Genomic DNA, 18,125 nt, shown 5'->3' on the forward strand with positions numbered 1-18,125 from the left:
AGACATCCTGCGCTGCTCATGGCAGGTCAGGTTTTGGCTGATGACGACTGTAGTGCAGCTCTCTCTTCAGTTTCCAAATAGATTGGTACTGTTTAATTTATACCACCAGGCAGTGGCAGTAAGTATGTTTGTCTGATGCCGGGTCCTTGCAGGGACAAAAGGCAATACAGCGATGCATTTAACGGCAGGTACTGATAGTTCTTTGACTTTACACTGTCAAAATGTGAACAGTGCCCATACTTGCACCGATTGTGACCAGCCTCTGCCCTCTTACTACCAACTTACCATGTCTGCACTCCCACCTTTTCCCCTTTGTCAAACCTTATTTACATGCTGTTTACACGAGAGAAAGTATTTAAAACTGCCAATATTTTAATCAGTAAGCCGAAAGCTCAGGTCAAATCCGAAAAAAGTTTTATTAATACCGCATGACAGGCCTTCAGACGTTATCCCTAGCTACATTCTCGCAACTGTTTCGAATGCAGATTATTCCCGGCGCAACCTGGCGCCTCCCAGCAACCGCAAAACATATATATCTAGATTTATCAATGTATCTGAATACAAAATCCCGCTAATAGAGCCGACTCTGAATACTTGTCATACAGCAGGACCTCTCCAGACACCGCTAAATTAATCCCTGAAGTACAGGCCTGCTTTCTAAAAGTTCATGACAGTCGATTTCTTTCTTTGAGAGTCTGCCGGATAAGCTCTATTTTGCCGACTGCACATGCGCCAAAGCCGCTGCTCCCTGTGGAAGCAGCGGCTAAATCCTTGTCAGGTTGACCTGACAGTTAAAAATATGTTGGCGTTCGTTTACTTCATGCTTGCCGCTTCATACCGAAGCGGCAAGCCATGGAAGCCCGCCTTGCGGGTTGCCTGATATTAGAAGTCGTAACGAACGTTGGCGCCTACAGCAACCTCGCTGCTGCTGGATGAGCCGTTGTAGGAAACACCGGCACCGGCAGTAAAGTTGCCACGGGTGGCGGATACACCGACTGCAGCACCGTAGGTAACGCGGTCGATAACCTCAGTCTCAACATTGGTACGCAGATCCTTGGTACCGGTCCATGAGACTTCGCCCTTGCTTGAAGTGTCGCCCAGGTTGGCTGTTACGTGAACATCGGCAGAAGGCTTGATGTTCCAGCCATTGCTGTTGATGTTGCGGGATACGGTAACACCTACAGGGATGGAAACAACATTCTGAGCATCAGAGCTGTAGGAGGCAACAACGTTGTCACCCATCTTGACATCGTGACCGGAGGTCTTGATGTGGCTGAAGCGGGCACCAGCATGAGGGCTGACCTCATAGCCATTGACATTGAAGTCACGCTTGGCGGTTACACCGGCAGAAATTACCTTGGTATCGGCGGCAGCGCTGAGCTTGCGATCTGGAGCAACATCAAGGTTACTGCTCAGGTCGTTGTCAGCCTGGGTGTAGGTTAAATCACCTACAACTGAGGTGTCGCCGTTCTTGAAGCGGCTGTAAACACCTGCACCCATGTAGCTTACGTCGTTGGATACGTTAGAGGCCAGCTCCTTACCGGTAACCTCACCCTTACCTACGTTGACTACAGCACCTACCTCAACATCACGGCTTACGCGGTAATCAGCGCCAACGGCCATACCGTACATGTCGGTCTTGTTGCCATAGCTCTGACCCTGAGCTTCCATGCCCTTGGAATCACCACGGGTGTATACAGGGGTTGCCCATACAGAGCCACGGGTTGAACCCAGAGAGCTAATGTTCTTGCCCTCAGCATTGGCGCCTACGCCTACACCCATACGGGCAGCAACAGCATCAGTAGTAGTTCTGTTAGCGGTAAGAGCTGCGTTTACAGCACCACCCATAGCGGCCAGACGTGCTGCGGAGTCAGCATCACGACCAGTCTTGGACTCGTACTTGATCTTGTTGAGCAGCTCATTGGTGCCATTGGTGTTGTTGTAGGCATTGATGGTCTCACGAATTGGGTCGGAGGCATCGTGGTAGAGGGTGTTGCCTACACTCTGATTCATGGTCAGCTTAACATCACCGATCTCACCGGCAGCCAGACCACCTTCAACCTCGAACAGACCATTGACGGACTGAACAGCCAGGTTCTTGTTACCGGCAGTTTCAAGGGTAACGGTACCATCGGCGTCAGCAAAGAGCTTGATGCTCTGATCGCTCTGCAGGCCGTCAGCGGTAAGCAGAACCTTGGCACCATCGTCGGCATAGATGGTAGCGTTCTTCTTCTCGAAGGTAACAGCTGCCTGCTTGCCGGATACTGCCTGAGCACTCATAGCCAGAGCAGAGTTCTTACCGATATAGGTGTCAGCTGTATTGGCAGAGGCTGGCTTGGCATCCTCGCCTGAGCCTGGAGTGTTGGAGGCGCCTGCATCAACTACAATCTTGCTGCCACTAGCAACGGTAATTGGCTTGGCAACGTAAGCGATAGCACCTACAGCGCCAGGTGCAGAAGATGGATCCTGCAGAGAGCCATTCTTCATGTATGGAGCAAAGGTATTCTTCAGGTCGTCAACTGCAGCCTGCAGATTTGCAGTGTCTACGCCCAGTGCAACGATGGAGTTCTTAAGAGCGTGGATGTTACCGTCGAGACGACCGGCAGAGGCAATCTGAACATCAGAGCCGCCGTTGTTGCCGCCAGCATCACCCTCTGGCTTTGGAGCTGGGTTTATTGGCAGGGCTGGAATCTTATCCTGGTCAGCACCGCCCTGACCTGCATCAGGCTTCTGCTCACCTTCAGGCTTCTGGGTACCATCACCATTGCCAGCATCAGCCAGCAGCTGTGCAGTTTCCTGCTTGCCAAGGGAACCAATCAGAACCATGGTGGCTTCCTGACCGTACTCTGGGTCAGCGTAAATGGTACCGCCATTGAGCTGCAGGTTCTGGGCGGCCAGCACAGCAGTGGTGCCTGATGGGCCGTCAGTACCAACGAAGAGGTTCTTGCCTGCACCAATGGTTACGTTCTGAGCTACGCTCTTACCTGCGGTCAGGTGAGCATCATTCTTAAACTCAACAGAACCGAAGGTGTTGGAACCGCCAAGCATTGCCTTACCGGCAAAGGAAGCCTTTTCGGTAACATTGATATCGCCGTTGAAGCTGGTGTCTTCAGTGCCCTTAACAGTCAGGTTCTTGGCAGTCAGGCTGGTACCGGAGGCATTGGCTGAGCTCAGCAGACGATCTGCAGTAACATCACCACCAACCTTCAGACTGGCATTAACATCCAGATCTGCAACATCAGTTACGCTGCCAGAAACATTGGTAGTGGCAGAGATGTCGACCATGGTGTGAGCAGCGCCCTTGATAGCGGCGATATTGGTGGTCTTGGAGGTATCACCACCAATAACCATAGTGGTCTTGTCGTTGGCATCACCAGCTTTCAGGGTGATCTCACCTACGTTACCGCCGTTCTTGAATGCGAAGTGGGCGCCAGTATCGAGGGTAGCGTTGCCTACCTTGGAAGGATCTTTCTGATCAGCGATGAAGTTATTCTGGCTGTTAAGACCTGCATTATTCAGGGAACCATTGCCCAGAACAACGTCACCTGAAGCCTCCATGCTGCCTACATTGGCATTGAAGCGATCGCCGGAGCCAACATTGTAAACAGTGGTGTTGCTCAGCTGCTCGTTGATAACGCCGTCAAGGGAACCAGCGCTAACGTACTGCTCAAGTTCATTCCAGTCAGCACGACCATCTTTGATGACATCACCGATATCGGTAAGTACTGCCTTACCAATATCCAGAGCGCCATCAACCTGGCTTCCTGCACCTGAATAGCCCTTGAGGAATTCTTTCTTCAGATTAATCAGGTCCTGAGAGCTCAGCTTGGTGCCAGACTCGAAACCGAGAGTCAGAGTACCACCAGAGGCAAGAGTTACGTTCTGAGCGTACTTATTGTCTGGATCAAGACCCTTATCACCATTTTCCAGCTTGAGTCCATCAAGGCCCTTAGCACCAATGGTGAAATTGGCTCTGTGGCCGGTTACGTTGATAGCGGAGCCGTCCTTGGAGGTAAAGGCATACTGAGCTGCATCGGCCTTACCATCTCCAGCCTGTGCAACGACCATGTTGCCAGCACCGCTTACGGTAACAGTGCTGCCGCTTTCCATGGTCATGCTGTCAGCAGTGGCACTGCCAGTAACGTTGTAGTTGCTGCCATCAGCCATATTTAACTGACCTGCGTGGAGCTTGCCAGCAACATCAACAGTACCCTTCTTCATGTCCAGCTTGTCAAAACTGCCACTGCCTACGCTGTTTACAACTACGGAGGTGCCATCAGCCAGAGTTACGGTCTTGGCGTTCAGAGCTGGGTTGCCGCCCTGACCGTACTGAATCTTGTCAGAGGCAACGCCGTCAATGTCGGTGCCGATTACAATATCAGCATGGCCGACTGCAGTGATGTCCTGAGCGTTCCAGGTGCCGTACTTGACCTTTAAGGCAGCTTTCTTGTCTGCAGAGAGACCATCAAGCTTTAAGGCCATGTCGACGGAACCGGCCTTAGCTTCACCAAAATCAGAGTGGCTTGCCAGCACGCCTGCAGCACCAGAGTCTGTCAGCTGACCAAAGCGGTCCTTGCCCAGAGAGGCCTGACCGAGCTCAAGAGTAGCTGAGGTTGACTCGTCATGGGTAACGGACAGAATCTGGTCTTTAACATTGGTCTTTAAGGCAGTACCAACGGAAACAGTACCGTTTCTAAGCTGGAACTCTACAGCCTTTGCAGGAGCATCAGGGCTTGCAGAACTGTCAGCGTCACCGCCCTGAGCAGCAGCCAGCAGGTTACGGGCCTGATCTAAAGCTGCGTCAATTTTCTGAGCGGTTGAATCAAGAGTAAGAGTCTTGCGGGTAGCAACTGTATTGCCCTCACCAATATGCAGAGCAGTACCTGCAAGGTGAGCATTATCAGCAATTACAGTGTTGCCGGTACCGCTGAAGCTGATCATGTCAGTCTCAAGATTGCCGGCATGCTTGGTGATGTTGTTTGCATCAAAGGCTGCGTAGGTGGTAGTGCCATCCTTACCGGCAGTGCCCTTACCACGCAGGTCTCCCTGGATGTCCAGAACAGCGTTGTTACCGAGCTCAACAGCAGCGCCCTTTGCAGTACCGCCAGTGCGCTTGCCCTGAGTATTGAGCAGCTCATCGGCATTCTTCTGGTTTAAAGCGATAGTACCGTTGGAGGCCTTGAAAGCGGTGAAGTTGGAGGCATGACCAGTTACAGTCAGATCGCCCTTGGTCAGATCGAGCTTGCCCTGGCTTTCGTATGTAACCTTACCAGTAGAAGCATCTGTAGGTATGTCCAGAGCACCATTGCCTAAGACCTGAACAGTGCCACCCTTACTCTGGTTAAGAACATCAAGACCGCCCTGAGCAATCAGGCTTGCATCAACTCCCTTAACACCAGCTGACTCAGGTGCGCCACCTACCTGCAGGGTACCGGCATCAACCTTGAGCTTGCCATTTGCAGTAAGGTTACCAGCAGCTGCTACGAGCTTACCGCCAGCATCTACCTGGATCTCACCTTCAAGGGTATTATCAGCACCGACTGTTACCTTGGTGTCCTTTACGTAAGGATTATCGATCTGAGTGGTCTTGACAACATTGACTTCGTTCTTGAGATTGAAAGTATTGCCATTATGTGGAACAACTTCCAGCTTCTCAGTAGTAGCCTGCTTGAAACCGTAGTCAGCATTTTGCTCTGCCCAGGTAGGCTCACTAAGCTTAAGAGTATTAGCTTTGATATTTAAATTTTTGCCGGTGCTAAAGCCTTGCGAAGCACTTGTATCCTGGCTTAATTTGCTGCTTATATGCAGTTTATGAGCTTGTACTGTTGCACCATCGGCGATCTTGACCTTTCCAGCAGCAAGTTTGTCACTGAAAGAAAAGTCACCTAATGTAACGTAATTATCAGGGTTCCAAACTTTAACCTCGAGGGTGCCGTCTTTCTCAATTTCGATGGCGTTATTCTTATTGCCTTTGTCAGCTGCATTTACAAAGCTGTTTAAATTTCCCCAGGTAGCTGTAAGCTTTGCACCCTGTGCGGTATCACCATCACCAATCTTAATTGAGGCGTTGCCTGCCTTTCCATAAAGATCAGATGCTAAGTCAACATTGCCATTCTTGATATGTAACTTACCGCCCTGGTCAATATTGGATCCACCAACAATTTCAAAGTTACTTCCACCAATCTTCAGGTTGGCATCGGTGCCTTCAACCTTTGCCAGAGCAGCGTCGAAGTCAAATACTGCAGTCTTGCCTGCATAAATCTTGAAATTGGTGCCTTCAGTCTTACCGCCTGCCTTAAAGGTACCATTCTGCTTGAACTCAATAGCGCCGCCCTTGCTTCCAGTAATCTGGCCATTCAGAACAGCATCAGTTGCGGCTTTATCGCCATTAAACTCAATTACGCCGTTTGAGTTAAGGGCGATCTTGGAATCAGCATTACCTAGAACTGCACTACCACTGTTGCCATTGATATCGATTAAGTGAGTACCGCCAGCCTTAGGAGCTGAATCAGCAGTGCCGATAGTGATGTTCTTTGCTGCAACGGTAGTTGAGCCACTGTTGCCTGCCTTAATCTGAATCTTGCCCTGCTTAACATCGATAGACTCGATGTTCATCGCAAACTCGTAATTCTGGGCAGCATCACCAAAAGTTACAACTGCATTGTCATTGCCTGAAACAGTCAAAGAGCCGTTACCAGCAACAGTAATATCCTTTGCAGTTGGCTTGAAAACTACGCCATCGTCAGCTCCATTGCTTACATTAAGATTTGCTTCCCACTTTCCATCCTCTTTGATTTCAATATCTTTCTTGGAGGTCTTGTCGTAGGTAACATCGCCAGATGCTGCAAGATCGTTAAAGTCATTAAGTTCAGTTGGAGCAGCATCAGCAGTAGAGGCGTAGATTGAGCCCATGGCGGCTGAGCTCAGGAGAGCTGTTGAAGCCAGACCTTTGAGGTAGGCGTCCTTCATCACAGCGCGGTACTGGGCTGACAGGAAAGTCAAAGTTGAGTTAGTCTGCTTCATTTTAAATACTCTCAATTACGGCGTTCAGGTAAGTGCAGTTCTTCGGCACTGTGTGCCCTGATCTCACAAAACTGTCGGCGCATGTCAGATTGTGGAGCGCCGTAAGTACGGTGAACGTTGGTTAATGGTACTGTCAGTTACTGATCACTGGTCTTTGTCTGACAGCTGTTCATACCGACAATGTAGCAAAAGGCTTGCCACACATGCCCTTATACATCACGTGACGCATATTTAAGCCATTTTATCGCTGTATCATGCCTTGTATATGAGCGCACTCCCGACCTGAAAAGTGCCGGTCAATTGACCATGATACGGCTTTTTGTAAAGCACATGTAAAGATACAGCGATTCATATCTATATCATGTCCATTTTTCTGACATTTTCCCCATATAATTGCTTTTTGACCATAATTTTGTCAGGCGTGTTTTCCGACACCTGAAGCATGAATTAAGCTCACAATTCATTGCCCGGCAAATAATGACGCTTTCCGAAAAAGTTTGGTTTCTGATCTAAATGCAATTCGTTAGTTTTTGAAAAGCATCTTCCAGGTCTCCTTATCAGGGTATTTTTACACGCCCGGCATTGCTTTACCTGGTGTTTCCCGGCGTTTGTAAATCAAAAACTACCCGGCGCAACCTGGCGTAAGAAAAAATCACTAAATTATGCTCAGTCCCTTGAAAGATACTTTCCTAAACATAAGATCTCATTTTATATTGCCTGTAATACTTTATGTTTTGTAATGAATATTTCCGATTCTGATTAGTTTGGCTGTGGTGGCGTTGCTGGTTCTGGTGCTGGAGGTGCTGGTGGCTATGATGATAATAATTTTATATTGCGACTGTGATTGGCGGCTGACTGGATCTGCTCTACAAATCGGGATGTAAACTTACTCTGGAATTGTTCTTTTTCAACACATAACCATGGGGTATCCCATTGTTTTAATATGTGCAGTGCAGGAAGAGTTGGCTCAATATGTTTGTTTTGTACATGACGCAGTGCACGGTATGCTTTGTTTTCTGAAATAAAAATGGGCGCTTTTCCATTTTGGAAAGCGCCCATTTTTTGGTGCATCCAGTCTCATAGCCATGTTGTGAGGACAGTGCACCAGGTTTATTTGTCTTTCAGAAAGGGATTCAAGTCCTGGTAAGGGATACTCCTATTAATGCTGCTGTTACTGTGCAGCCTCAGGACAGGCAAAATCATCCGGACGGATTGGTCGAATGGCGCGACATGGGGTACCGAAAGCCACCATGTCAGCCGGGATGTCCTTTGTTACAACAGAGCCTGCGCCAATAATGCAGTTATCGCCAATGGTTACACCAGGGCAGATAGTGACGTTGGCACCGATCCAGACGCGCTTGCCAATGGTGACAGGACGATTGAACTGGTAGGCACGGGCACGCAGCTCAGGGTTTTCCGGGTGCAGAGCAGTGGCAATCACTACACGAGGTCCAATCAGAGAGTAATCACCAATGGTGATGAAAGTATCGTCTACAGCGCAGAAGTCGTAGTTAATATATACTCCAGTGCCCAGGATAACGTGATTACCGCCGAAGTTCATACGAACCGGGGCCTCAACAAAGCAGTTCTCACCTACTGACCAGAACATTTCCTTAAGGAGCTGGGAACGGCGTTCAAGATCGTTATAACCGGAAGCATTGAACTCATTCATGGATTTCAGGCACTTGCGCTGCTCGGTGCACAGCTCGGCTATGCTGGAATCATAAAGCTCACCTGTGTGGAGGAAAGGGAAACGGCTTTTGGTATCTAAAAACATGGGATTCTCCAGAAAAGGCCCTCAAGCACACACCTGAGCCGCAGCTTTCGTTAACGCTTACGGCCCGCAGACGGGCAGTTAGAATTCACTTTGCTATCTTAGCCAAATGGCCTGATACAGACAAGATTCTGAGAGTATGACAGGTGCATTAAATTGTTCCTGATCCTTATTTATCCTGTGTTGCCACGTCAGGATATAGTCTCCAGCAGCTTGCTCTCATACCCATGGTGCTATGCGGTTAGTTGAGGCCTGTTAACTGTTTGTGACGGGCTATTCTGTCCTTTACCGAAAGCGTTTACGGAAGCTTTTACCATGGTCATGTTCTGTAAGTTCACCTGGACTACCAGAACTGGTGCTGTCAGTGACTGCAATAAGGATCATGCAACAGCATTTAGGCCAGCTGGCGGGCTCCAACTGTGATTATGCAGTATCTAAGGTCGTGCTAATTTTGCCGGTCTATCATGAATCCGTGGTCATTAAGACCGGCAACGGCATACCGGGAATCAGTGCCGGGCCGGAGCTGCTGTAAGACAGCAGCAGCTCAATTCCAAAGTGATTCCTGTCCTTGTGTCTTTAGGGGATAAGGGTAAGTCAGACCGGCTTTGGGGAAAGACCTTCTGACAGGTATGCCGCCCTGCCCATGACTGTTTTATGAGGTCTCCATGAATAAGTTCAAGAAAAGTATCAGCGCTCTGGCTCTGGCTGTTGCCGCCCTTACCTCAAACGTTGCCATGGCTGGCCACGGGAAGTGTTCTATGGATTATGGAAAGATTAATGTTACTGGAGAGGGCGAGGTTAAGGTTATGCCGGACCGCGCTACCCTCAACTACCGTGTCATGACCATCAAGGCCACACCCGATGAGGCCCGCAAGGAAGTAGAGAAGACTGTTACTGCTTTCTCAAAGGTAGTTGAATCCCTTAAGCTGGACAAGCAGGCTTTCGTTGCTGACTCCATTGTGGTAACAGCCAGCTATCGCTACGACGAGAAGGCCAAAAAGCAGGAACTCGTTGGTTACGAGGCCAGCCGCAACGTCTCAATCAGGATTGCTGACTTTGCTCTGATTGGCAAGATTAACGATATGGCCATCAAGTCAGGCATCAACCAGATTTCCGGTTTCGAGTACTCTCTGTCTGACAAGAAGAAGCACGAAAAGGAAGCTGCAAAGCTCGCTATAGCTGATGCCCGTGAGCGCGCTCAGTTACTGGCTGACGGCTTTGAGGTCAAACTGGGCAAGCCATGCTCCCTGAACTTCCAGGATCGCCATATTGGCGTTTACCGCGCCATGAGCAACCGCGCTCTGGCCTACGCCGCTCCTATGGCTGAAAATGATTCAGCAGTTGTAAGCACTTATGCGATTGAGCCTATTGTTGTCAGCTCCACCGTAAATGCCTCTTTCAACATTGATGACTAACAGTCAGCTGCGCAGCTGTCTTTAAGCAGCTGAGCCTGCTGCAAGTCATACTGCTCAGAAAGGATTTCCGCCGGTCTGGTACGGCGCTTTGCCTGCCGTACAGATCGTTTGAGTAATGTCCTTTCTGACTCAGACCCCGCTCTGGATGCCAGAGCGGGGTCTGTTGCTTTTGAGCTGCCTGGCCTTTTCACAGACTGACATCGGTCTGGCAGCATGGTAACGATCCTGTTGAGCTCAGTTGCGGCCTGGACGTAGAGTTCTTCTCCATGCTCGAGAGGATAACAGCCGCTCCGTCCTGTCTGGCTTTTTGATCCCTTAAACTCTGTCTACAGATTATAGGTCACACTTTGCTACTGCAGAAGAGAGGTTAAAGGCCGTTAAGATCAGGCAGAGACAGCACATATTCATAAATTGTGAGGTACGCTCCTTTCGTTGCGCAAATACAGGCGCACAATGGCATGATGCGTGCTAACATCAAATGTAACTATGCCTGACAGAACGTCCCGTAGTGTAACTTTGGACTTTATGGCCAATTTTGCCGCATTCTGTCAGCACCATACCTCCCTTTTTTGCCGCCTACCCTGCCTGAGTCCGGGTTGCGGCCTGAAAAATACGCCTGTCTCAGGCTATGTAGCCGCCTGTGAGCGGACATAAGGACTGAGCATTAGGACAGCCGCATGCAGCCTGAAGCTGCGTGCGGTCTGCCCGGCTCTTGTGCCCTCATGCCTGCCATGCAGGCAGCACATGAGCCAGGTCATTTACAGCAAAGGGCCTTGATATCGGTGCTTACTGGTATCTTTCGGCGTCCCCGTCGGCCGCTGCTGCAGATTGCAGCGGTGCAGCCGCTGCATGCTTTTGCACATGTATGCCGAATCAGCCTGATGCTCGAATAAATCTGCCAGCACTCTGCTACAGGGTCTGGGCCTTAACTTGCTGTCCAGTATGGACATTGAGAGGCCAGCCCGACAGCGCAGGGCAGGAAAAGGGCGGTCTTTCTGGAACTTGGGTCTTGCCTTTCGCTGTGAGACTTGAGGTTCAGTTTAATTTAGTTAAATTTCTCCAATGCAGGGTGGTATCGCTCGGGAAACCACGCTGCCTTCCTGCTAAATGGAAGCAAAAATGAAACAGACAAACTCAACCCTCAAGTTTTTAACTGCCGAATACTCAGCAGTGCTGCACAATGCCTACGTCAAGGGACTGGCATCAACAGCCCTCCTGGGCACTGCAATCGGAGCCGTCGGCGCGGTCAACACAGCAGTTGCCGCTGAGATCAATGCATTTACCGATCTGGCCAATAAGGGCGACGTAAGCTTCTCCCAGAAAAAAGAGCAAAACATCGAAATTACCGGTGCTTCCAACAATTGGGAAGCCAGTCTCAATGTTACCGATGGCTCTGGCAATGGCCTTACTTTCACTCCAAAACAAAACAAGACCACAGTAACTGGTGCCGGTTCGCTCAATATGAGCACCAACAACTCCGCCATCGTTAACTTTGGCAGCTCTAACAGCAATTACGAATTCGACATGAACATTGGCTCTGCCTCCATTGAGCAGGGCTACCTCAATGTCAATGCAGCATCAGGTGGCAAGACCCAGGTATCAGCACGCAATGTAACCATTGGCGGCGGCGTGAAGGGCGGTAACGTCGTTATCAACGGTAACGGCGGAAAGGCCATCTTTGGTCGTGCTGACAGCAAGCTGGGCGCTGGCGATGGCTCAGTCACCAATCTTAGACACAATGGTGAGATTGTCTTCAACGGTACTGCTGCTGAGAATGCAGTCCTTGATGGCAAGGTCGACTCTCTGGGTGGCGATATTTACTTTAAGGGTAACGGTACCTTTAAGGCCCAGGGCAAGATTGACAAGACCAACATCCACATCAAGGGTTCAGGCAGCGGTACAGCTACTGCTGTCTTTGATTTTGATACCGCTCTGGCTGCTGTAGAGAAGCAGACTGCCAACCTGAGCATCAACAACAGCAAGGTAACTCTGGGCCACACAGAAAGTGGCACCTCAACAAATGGTGCAATCGAAGTTCGCAGTGGCTCCCTTGAGATTGGTACCGGTTCTACTGTTACTGCTGCAACCGAGAACAGCTCAATCAAGGTGGGCACTGGTAACAGCAAGGCCACCCTGAAGATCAGCAATGCTCAGCTCCAGTCCTATCTGTCAGCTGACAACCAGACTGGCGCTGACGGTTCAGCTGCCGTCCAGGACAAGGCCGGTGCAGTTGAGCTGGGCAACAATGGCGAGCTCTACCTGATTGCTGATGCTGGTCAGTCCGCAGAGATTAACTCACTTGAGTTCAGCACTGCTGGCGGTGTCGGCAAGATCAAAGTAGGCGAGTCAGGCAGCACTGTTCGTGCTGACAACCTTGAGGTCAAGTCTGCCCTTACTGGAGATGCCGCAAGCAAGATCACTCTGGCTGCTGACAATGTAACTCTTCACGAGCAGTCCGGAAGTGCCTCATCACTCGGCTTCAAAGCTGTCCGTGCAGCTTCCAACATCACATTCAAGAATTATGATGACAAGCTTGACAGCCACTATACCCTCAAGGATCAGGTTGAGCTGCAGAATGTCCACAAGGAAGAGAATCCATACCGTCCTGGTATGAATCACTTCATCAACGTAGCAGATAAGGGCACTGTAAAGGGCAACGTTCAGCTTGATTCAGGCAGTACCCTGACTGTTAAAGCCGGTCACTATACTGCTGAAAATGACATTACCCTCAATGGCGGTAAGTTGCAGATTGGCGGCTTCCAGAATGATGCAGATCTGGTTGGTGCATCAAGCTCCCTTGCAGTAAAAGGCAAGCTCAAGCTCAATAATGCTGTTGCTGACGATCAGATCCTGATTCAGAGCAATGGCTCTATCAAAGACCTCGGTGAAAACGTTAAGTACACCGGCCGTGGTCAACTTGATCTGACTGCTGGCACTGTTGAAGTTACCGCCCATGCATCCAATGTAACAACAGTTAAAGCTGTTGAGTCTGACATCAAGATTAATCAGGCCAACTTCGATGAGCTCCTTAACGTCAAGGGCAACCGTAAGGCAGATACAGCTGCCGGTGCGGCTGTTGTCTTAAGCTCAGGCTCTACTCTTGATCTTCAGGGTGACCTCAAGGGTGATACCCGTGGCTTTGAGACCTCCAAGCTGGTCAACATGAGCTCTGATGAGAAGCCTAAGACCTATGCAGCTGCTGGTGATAAGGTTTCAACTGACTTCATTGGCTTTGAGGGTTCAGGTAACAGTCTGATCACCGAAAATGCCTGGATTCAGGGCGACAAGATCGACATCGGTGTGGGCAATACCATTCTTGCCCGCAAGCAGCTCAACCTTAATGTAGCTGACTCCGGTACAGATGTCGGCTCAGGCGACTTTATCATCAGCACTGGACGTCTGGTTGCTGGCAATGAAGTACGCAGCAGCAATCAGAATACTATTATCATCGGTGAAACCTCAGTTGCAGCTCTTGAGCTTGGTCATGCATCCCTCAAAAAAGATGAGATGGGCAATCTCAGCGAGGCTGGCAAACGTGGTGAGCTCGAGTCCCACTCAAACAGCAAGGGCCTGATCTCTGCCAACATCAAGCTTGATGGTGAGGATGCACAGCGTCAGGCAGAGCTGGCTGTTGCCTACGGCACCTGGAATCTCTCTGATGTTGAGGCCACCAACGGTCGCATTTCTGTTGGTAAGGCCATCGATGGCATGAGCACCGCCAATATTCAGTATGGTGAGGGCCGTCCAACCGTTTCATTCAACAAAATGACCCTGGGATCAGGTTCCGCTCTTGATGTTCATGCTGGCACTGTTGCCACCATCAAGAACCTGAACATGACTGCAGGCGATGTAAAGGTATGGGGTGATGCAGTTGTAGGTAAGGCTGAAGGCAGCGTCACTGAAGAGCAGGCTAAAGAGTATGCATACAAGGTAACCTCAGGTACTGTTACTGTTATTGGCCGTGACGCCATGCTTACCATTGGTAAGGAGGCCCTGGCCGGTATTAAGCTTCGTGAGGATCCTCCAGCACCTCCAGCCCCAGAAGGAGGCGAACAGGGTGGTCAGCAGGGCACTCCTGAAGCCCAGGGAGATGCTGAGCAGACTGCCGGAATGCTCGCTGGCAATCTGTATGCTGAGGGCACCTCAGGTGGTCAGAGCTCTGGCAATGAGTCCACCAATGATAAGACTGCTGCCGATATCGACCCACAGAAACTCTATGCCAATGTCATCGTACTTAATGAGCGTGGTACTCTGAACCTGGACTTCGACTCTTCTGTCGAGCTGACTGCATCTGATGTAGCAGCCCTGCGTAAAGAGTTCATGCACAACAGCACCCTTACCTCAGACGGTCTGCTCAAGTCCGGTTACCTCAAGCTCGGTAATGCCAAGCTCAAGGGTATTGAGGTCGGAAAAGACAACAAGCTCGACTGGGACAAGATCAAGGACTTTGCTGACGTAGAAAACGGCAACTTCTCTGATATTCAGACCGAGCAGCTCAACAAGGCTCAGCTGACCAATGTCGATACCAATGACACCATCAGCATGAACCTTGGTTCCGTAGAGCTCAATGGTGCTACCGCCACCCTTGGTAATGGTTCCCTGAATTATGCTCAGGGCAACGGTGGCAACTACATTGTTGATAAGAACACCGGCAAGGTCGCCAATGCCACTATTACTGCCGGCTCCTACAGCGCTCTGAACAATGGCGGTAACATCGGCACTGTAACTCTGACCGATGGTACTTCCACAGCTCCTACCACACTGGCTACTGGTGGTACTGGTACTACCAATATTGCCAAGGTCAGTGGTACTGACAACACCATGCTCTCAGTCAACGGCCATACCGTTGTTGCCGAGGGTGTTGATGTCGGTACTCTCGAGGTTAACGACCGTATCAATGTTGAGGGTGGCAGCGGCAAGACCAGTGTCAAGTTCCTTGCTTCCTCAGCAAATGGCAAGGGCCAGGGTCTGCTGACCACCAAAGAGCTCACTGTTAAGGGTGATGGCGCCGGCAGCGGTCAGGCCATTAACTATACCGGCAACCTGCAGGTTAGCGGCAACACCACCATTAATGATGACGCTACCCTCAATGGCAACAACCAGCTCAACACCGTAAACTTCAATGGTCGCACCCATCTGGCAGGCGGCACTACCAGTGCTACCAATGTCACCATGGCCGCCAATAAGGACCTGATTGTCGGTTCAGACGATACTGCTGTAACAGGCGGCGGCTCAGCCTCCCTGATTGCCGGTAATCTCGACCTGGCAGGCGGTACCTTATACGCTGATCCGGCCTATGGCTCACCAGTATCCATCGTGGCTATGAACACCGTGGGCAAGACCACTGCTCCAGCCCTGATGAACGCTCTGGCTGCAGCTGGTGACACCACTGCCCCTGACGCAAATCAGGGTGGTACTGGTGGTGACAGCAGCGGCGGTACTGGTGGTGGTACCGGTGGCGGCACCGGTGGCGGTACTGGTGGTGGCACCGGTGGTGGCACCGGTGGTGGCACCGGTGGTGGTACCGGTGGTGGTACCGGTGGTGGTACTGGCGGTGGCACCGGTGGTGGTACCGGCGGCGGCACTGGCGGTGAGGGCGGCTCTGGCGGCGGCACCGGTGGTGGCACTGGCGGTGAGGGCGGCTCTGGCGGCGGCACCGGCGGCGGTACCGGCGGTGACAATGGCGGCACCGGTCCGGTTGTGGCCTCTGCTGGCGTCATCGATGGCAACATCGTGGCTCTGCAGAACTCCATCGTGGCTGTTGGTGTGGATACCTCCAATGCCAATGCTGCCATGAACGAGCTGCGTGAGGCCTTTGGTCCTCTCATGGACAAGAACGGTTCTCTTATCGACCCTGCAAAGGACAGCAAGGCTGTGGGTGCCGTATTCTACGCAGCCAAGCCTGTTACCGTACAGAATGGCAAGAAGATCGTTGTTGATGCTACTAAAACCCTTGAGAGCTATCAGGGCGGCATGGCTTTAGCCTCTGCAGCTGACACCCAGAATGTTAACGGCTCTGACCTCTATCTGGGCGCCAACTCAGCTCTGGCTGTAAGCCACAGCGCTGCCACCTCAGGCGTTGCTGCAGTTACCTTTGAAAACGAAAATGCTGTGGTCTACGCTCAGAAGGGTGCCAAGATCCTGCTGGCCGGACGTAATGTTAACAACACCTCTTCTATCAAGCTCATTGCTGATAACAAGGGTGCCGGTTATGCCGAGCTTAAGACTGAGGGTAATCAGGCCATTGCTGTTGAGTCCGTCAACGGTCTGTACCAGCTCGAAGGCGGCTTAAACCCAGGTGAGATTAAGGATATCCAGCTCACCATCAACAGAAATGCTGCCGGCAGCCTCTTTACCGATGCCTCCGCTCCGGTCAGAAAGACTCTTATTGCCTATTCTGACCCTCAGAACAAGCTGGGTGAAGTTGGCCGTGGCACAGTACACAATGGCGCCGCAGCCGGTGTAACTTACGATGGCAAGGACTTCAAGGATGCTACCGGTCAGGTTCTCAACAAGAATGATTACCTTGCTGTAAGCAATGCCAGCGGTGGCTATGATGTCTACAAGGCAGCCTACAACCCTCTGCTGCACAATATCACTACCGGCTCCGTATCAGGCCGTGATGCTGAAATTGCTGCACGTATGGGTGAGATGGGCGGTGTTACCCAGTCAGCCATTCAGGCTTCCCGTAATGTAAGCGAGACTGTCAACGCACGTCTGGCATCCCGCTACAGCACCGATGCCAGCCCAACCAAGGTCAACACCGATGGCCGTGCTTCTCTGTGGTTCACTCCTGAGGTCCACGACTTCAAGTCCGAGGATCTCGAGGCTGACGATCGTACCTACGGTGCCGATCTGGACATGAAGGGCGTCACCATTGGTGCTGACATCAGCCTGCATCCACAGCTGGCTGTTGGTGGTGAAATCCACGCCGGTACCGCTGACGGTACAGGCAATGGCATTGGTGATGGCGTCAAATCCGATCTCAAGTACATTGGTGCCGGTGCTTATGCCCGTTACGATTACAACAAGTTATCCGTCGTATCTGATGCCAGCGTAACTGTGAGCAAGGGTGATGTTGAGGCCCAGACTGCAACCAGCGGCCGTCTGACTGCTGATGCTCAGGCCACCAATATCAGTGCCGGTGTCAAGGCCTACTACAACAATGACCTTGGTGACACCCGTATCAGCCCTTATGCCGGTATTCGTGTATCTCACGTCAAGACCGACAGCTACACTGTTAACAGTGATAAGGGCAAGGTAGCCGAATACAGTGCTGATGCCTCCACCATGGTATCCGTACCTGTAGGTATCAATATTTCCCGTACCATCACCTCCGGTACCTGGAATATCAAGCCATCGGTTGCTCTTGATGTCACCGCCAACCTTGGTGATACCGATACTCAGGGTAATGTACAGTGGGCCGGTGCTCAGAACCTGTCTACTGCAGTTCAGAACGAGCTTACCGATGAGATCACCTATGGCGTCAAGGCTGGTCTGGGCGTCAAGAACGGTGCCTTCTCAGCTGAGGTCGGCGTAGGTTACAAGGGCTCCAAGAACGCAGACGACGTTGCCGTCAATGCCTCTGCCCGCTACGACTTCTAATAACGCTACTGCCCGGCCTGTCCGGACAGCACCAGGGGCTGCTGCATGAGCTCAGCCCCAGCAAGCAGGGCCGCTCCCTCACGGGTGCGGCCCTGCCTTTTTCTGCACCCATCCGCTCATCAGATCCGGACGACCCGCCCGGCTGCCGGTCATCGACCATACCCTCCCTCAGCTGCACCGGCCATCAATCTCCCCGGCCGCTGTCGCGACATACCCTACACCAGAATCACTTTCCAAAATAGTTTATAACTGTAATAGCCCCACAACACTGGTCAAATCCATACCCGCAGCCAGCAAAGCCCGGCTAC

General features: G+C 51.2%; 6 protein-coding genes. 3 read left to right on the forward strand and 3 right to left on the reverse strand.

Annotation, left to right across the window (positions count from 1 at the left end; genetic code table 11):
* Nucleotides 1-882 precede the first annotated feature (882 nt).
* The 3 genes from MXE41_RS02825 to MXE41_RS02835 all read right to left on the reverse strand — a co-directional run bounded on the left by MXE41_RS02825 (nt 883) and on the right by MXE41_RS02835 (nt 8,800).
* A complete protein-coding gene (locus tag MXE41_RS02825) occupies nt 883-7,023 on the reverse strand; it encodes an autotransporter outer membrane beta-barrel domain-containing protein (RefSeq protein ID WP_247099284.1) in 6,141 nt (2,046 codons plus the stop codon).
* Between the two features lie 810 nt (nt 7,024-7,833).
* Nucleotides 7,834-8,082 carry a hypothetical protein gene (locus MXE41_RS02830; RefSeq protein WP_247099285.1) on the reverse strand — a complete coding sequence of 83 codons (249 nt, stop codon included), beginning with the start codon at nt 8,080-8,082 and terminating at the stop codon, nt 7,834-7,836.
* A 112-nt stretch (nt 8,083-8,194) separates the two neighbouring features.
* Nucleotides 8,195-8,800 carry a sugar O-acetyltransferase gene (locus MXE41_RS02835; protein WP_247099286.1) on the reverse strand — a complete coding sequence of 202 codons (606 nt, stop codon included), beginning with the start codon at nt 8,798-8,800 and terminating at the stop codon, nt 8,195-8,197.
* A 379-nt stretch (nt 8,801-9,179) separates the two neighbouring features.
* Here MXE41_RS02835 and MXE41_RS02840 point away from each other — a divergent pair, with 379 nt between their 5' ends.
* The 3 genes from MXE41_RS02840 to MXE41_RS02850 all read left to right on the forward strand — a co-directional run bounded on the left by MXE41_RS02840 (nt 9,180) and on the right by MXE41_RS02850 (nt 17,817).
* Complete coding sequence (locus MXE41_RS02840) at nt 9,180-9,329, forward strand: hypothetical protein (protein WP_247099287.1); 150 nt, start codon at nt 9,180-9,182, stop codon at nt 9,327-9,329.
* Nucleotides 9,330-9,462: 133 nt separating this feature from the next.
* A complete protein-coding gene (locus MXE41_RS02845; protein WP_247099288.1) occupies nt 9,463-10,212 on the forward strand; it encodes an SIMPL domain-containing protein in 750 nt (249 codons plus the stop codon).
* A 1,119-nt stretch (nt 10,213-11,331) separates the two neighbouring features.
* A complete protein-coding gene (locus MXE41_RS02850) occupies nt 11,332-17,817 on the forward strand; it encodes an autotransporter outer membrane beta-barrel domain-containing protein (protein ID WP_247099289.1) in 6,486 nt (2,161 codons plus the stop codon).
* Nucleotides 17,818-18,125 lie beyond the last annotated feature (308 nt).

The organism is Anaerobiospirillum sp. NML120449, from assembly GCF_023051105.1.
Classification (GTDB): Bacteria; Pseudomonadota; Gammaproteobacteria; order Enterobacterales; family Succinivibrionaceae; genus Anaerobiospirillum.

Coding starts and splice junctions, on each gene's coding strand:
- MXE41_RS02825 (WP_247099284.1), bottom strand. CDS start 7,023: ATGAAGCAGACTAACTCAACTTTGACTTTCCTGTCAGCCCAGTACCGC.
- MXE41_RS02830 (WP_247099285.1), bottom strand. CDS start 8,082: ATGGGCGCTTTCCAAAATGGAAAAGCGCCCATTTTTATTTCAGAAAAC.
- MXE41_RS02835 (WP_247099286.1), bottom strand. CDS start 8,800: ATGTTTTTAGATACCAAAAGCCGTTTCCCTTTCCTCCACACAGGTGAG.
- MXE41_RS02840 (WP_247099287.1), top strand. CDS start 9,180: ATGCAACAGCATTTAGGCCAGCTGGCGGGCTCCAACTGTGATTATGCA.
- MXE41_RS02845 (WP_247099288.1), top strand. CDS start 9,463: ATGAATAAGTTCAAGAAAAGTATCAGCGCTCTGGCTCTGGCTGTTGCC.
- MXE41_RS02850 (WP_247099289.1), top strand. CDS start 11,332: ATGAAACAGACAAACTCAACCCTCAAGTTTTTAACTGCCGAATACTCA.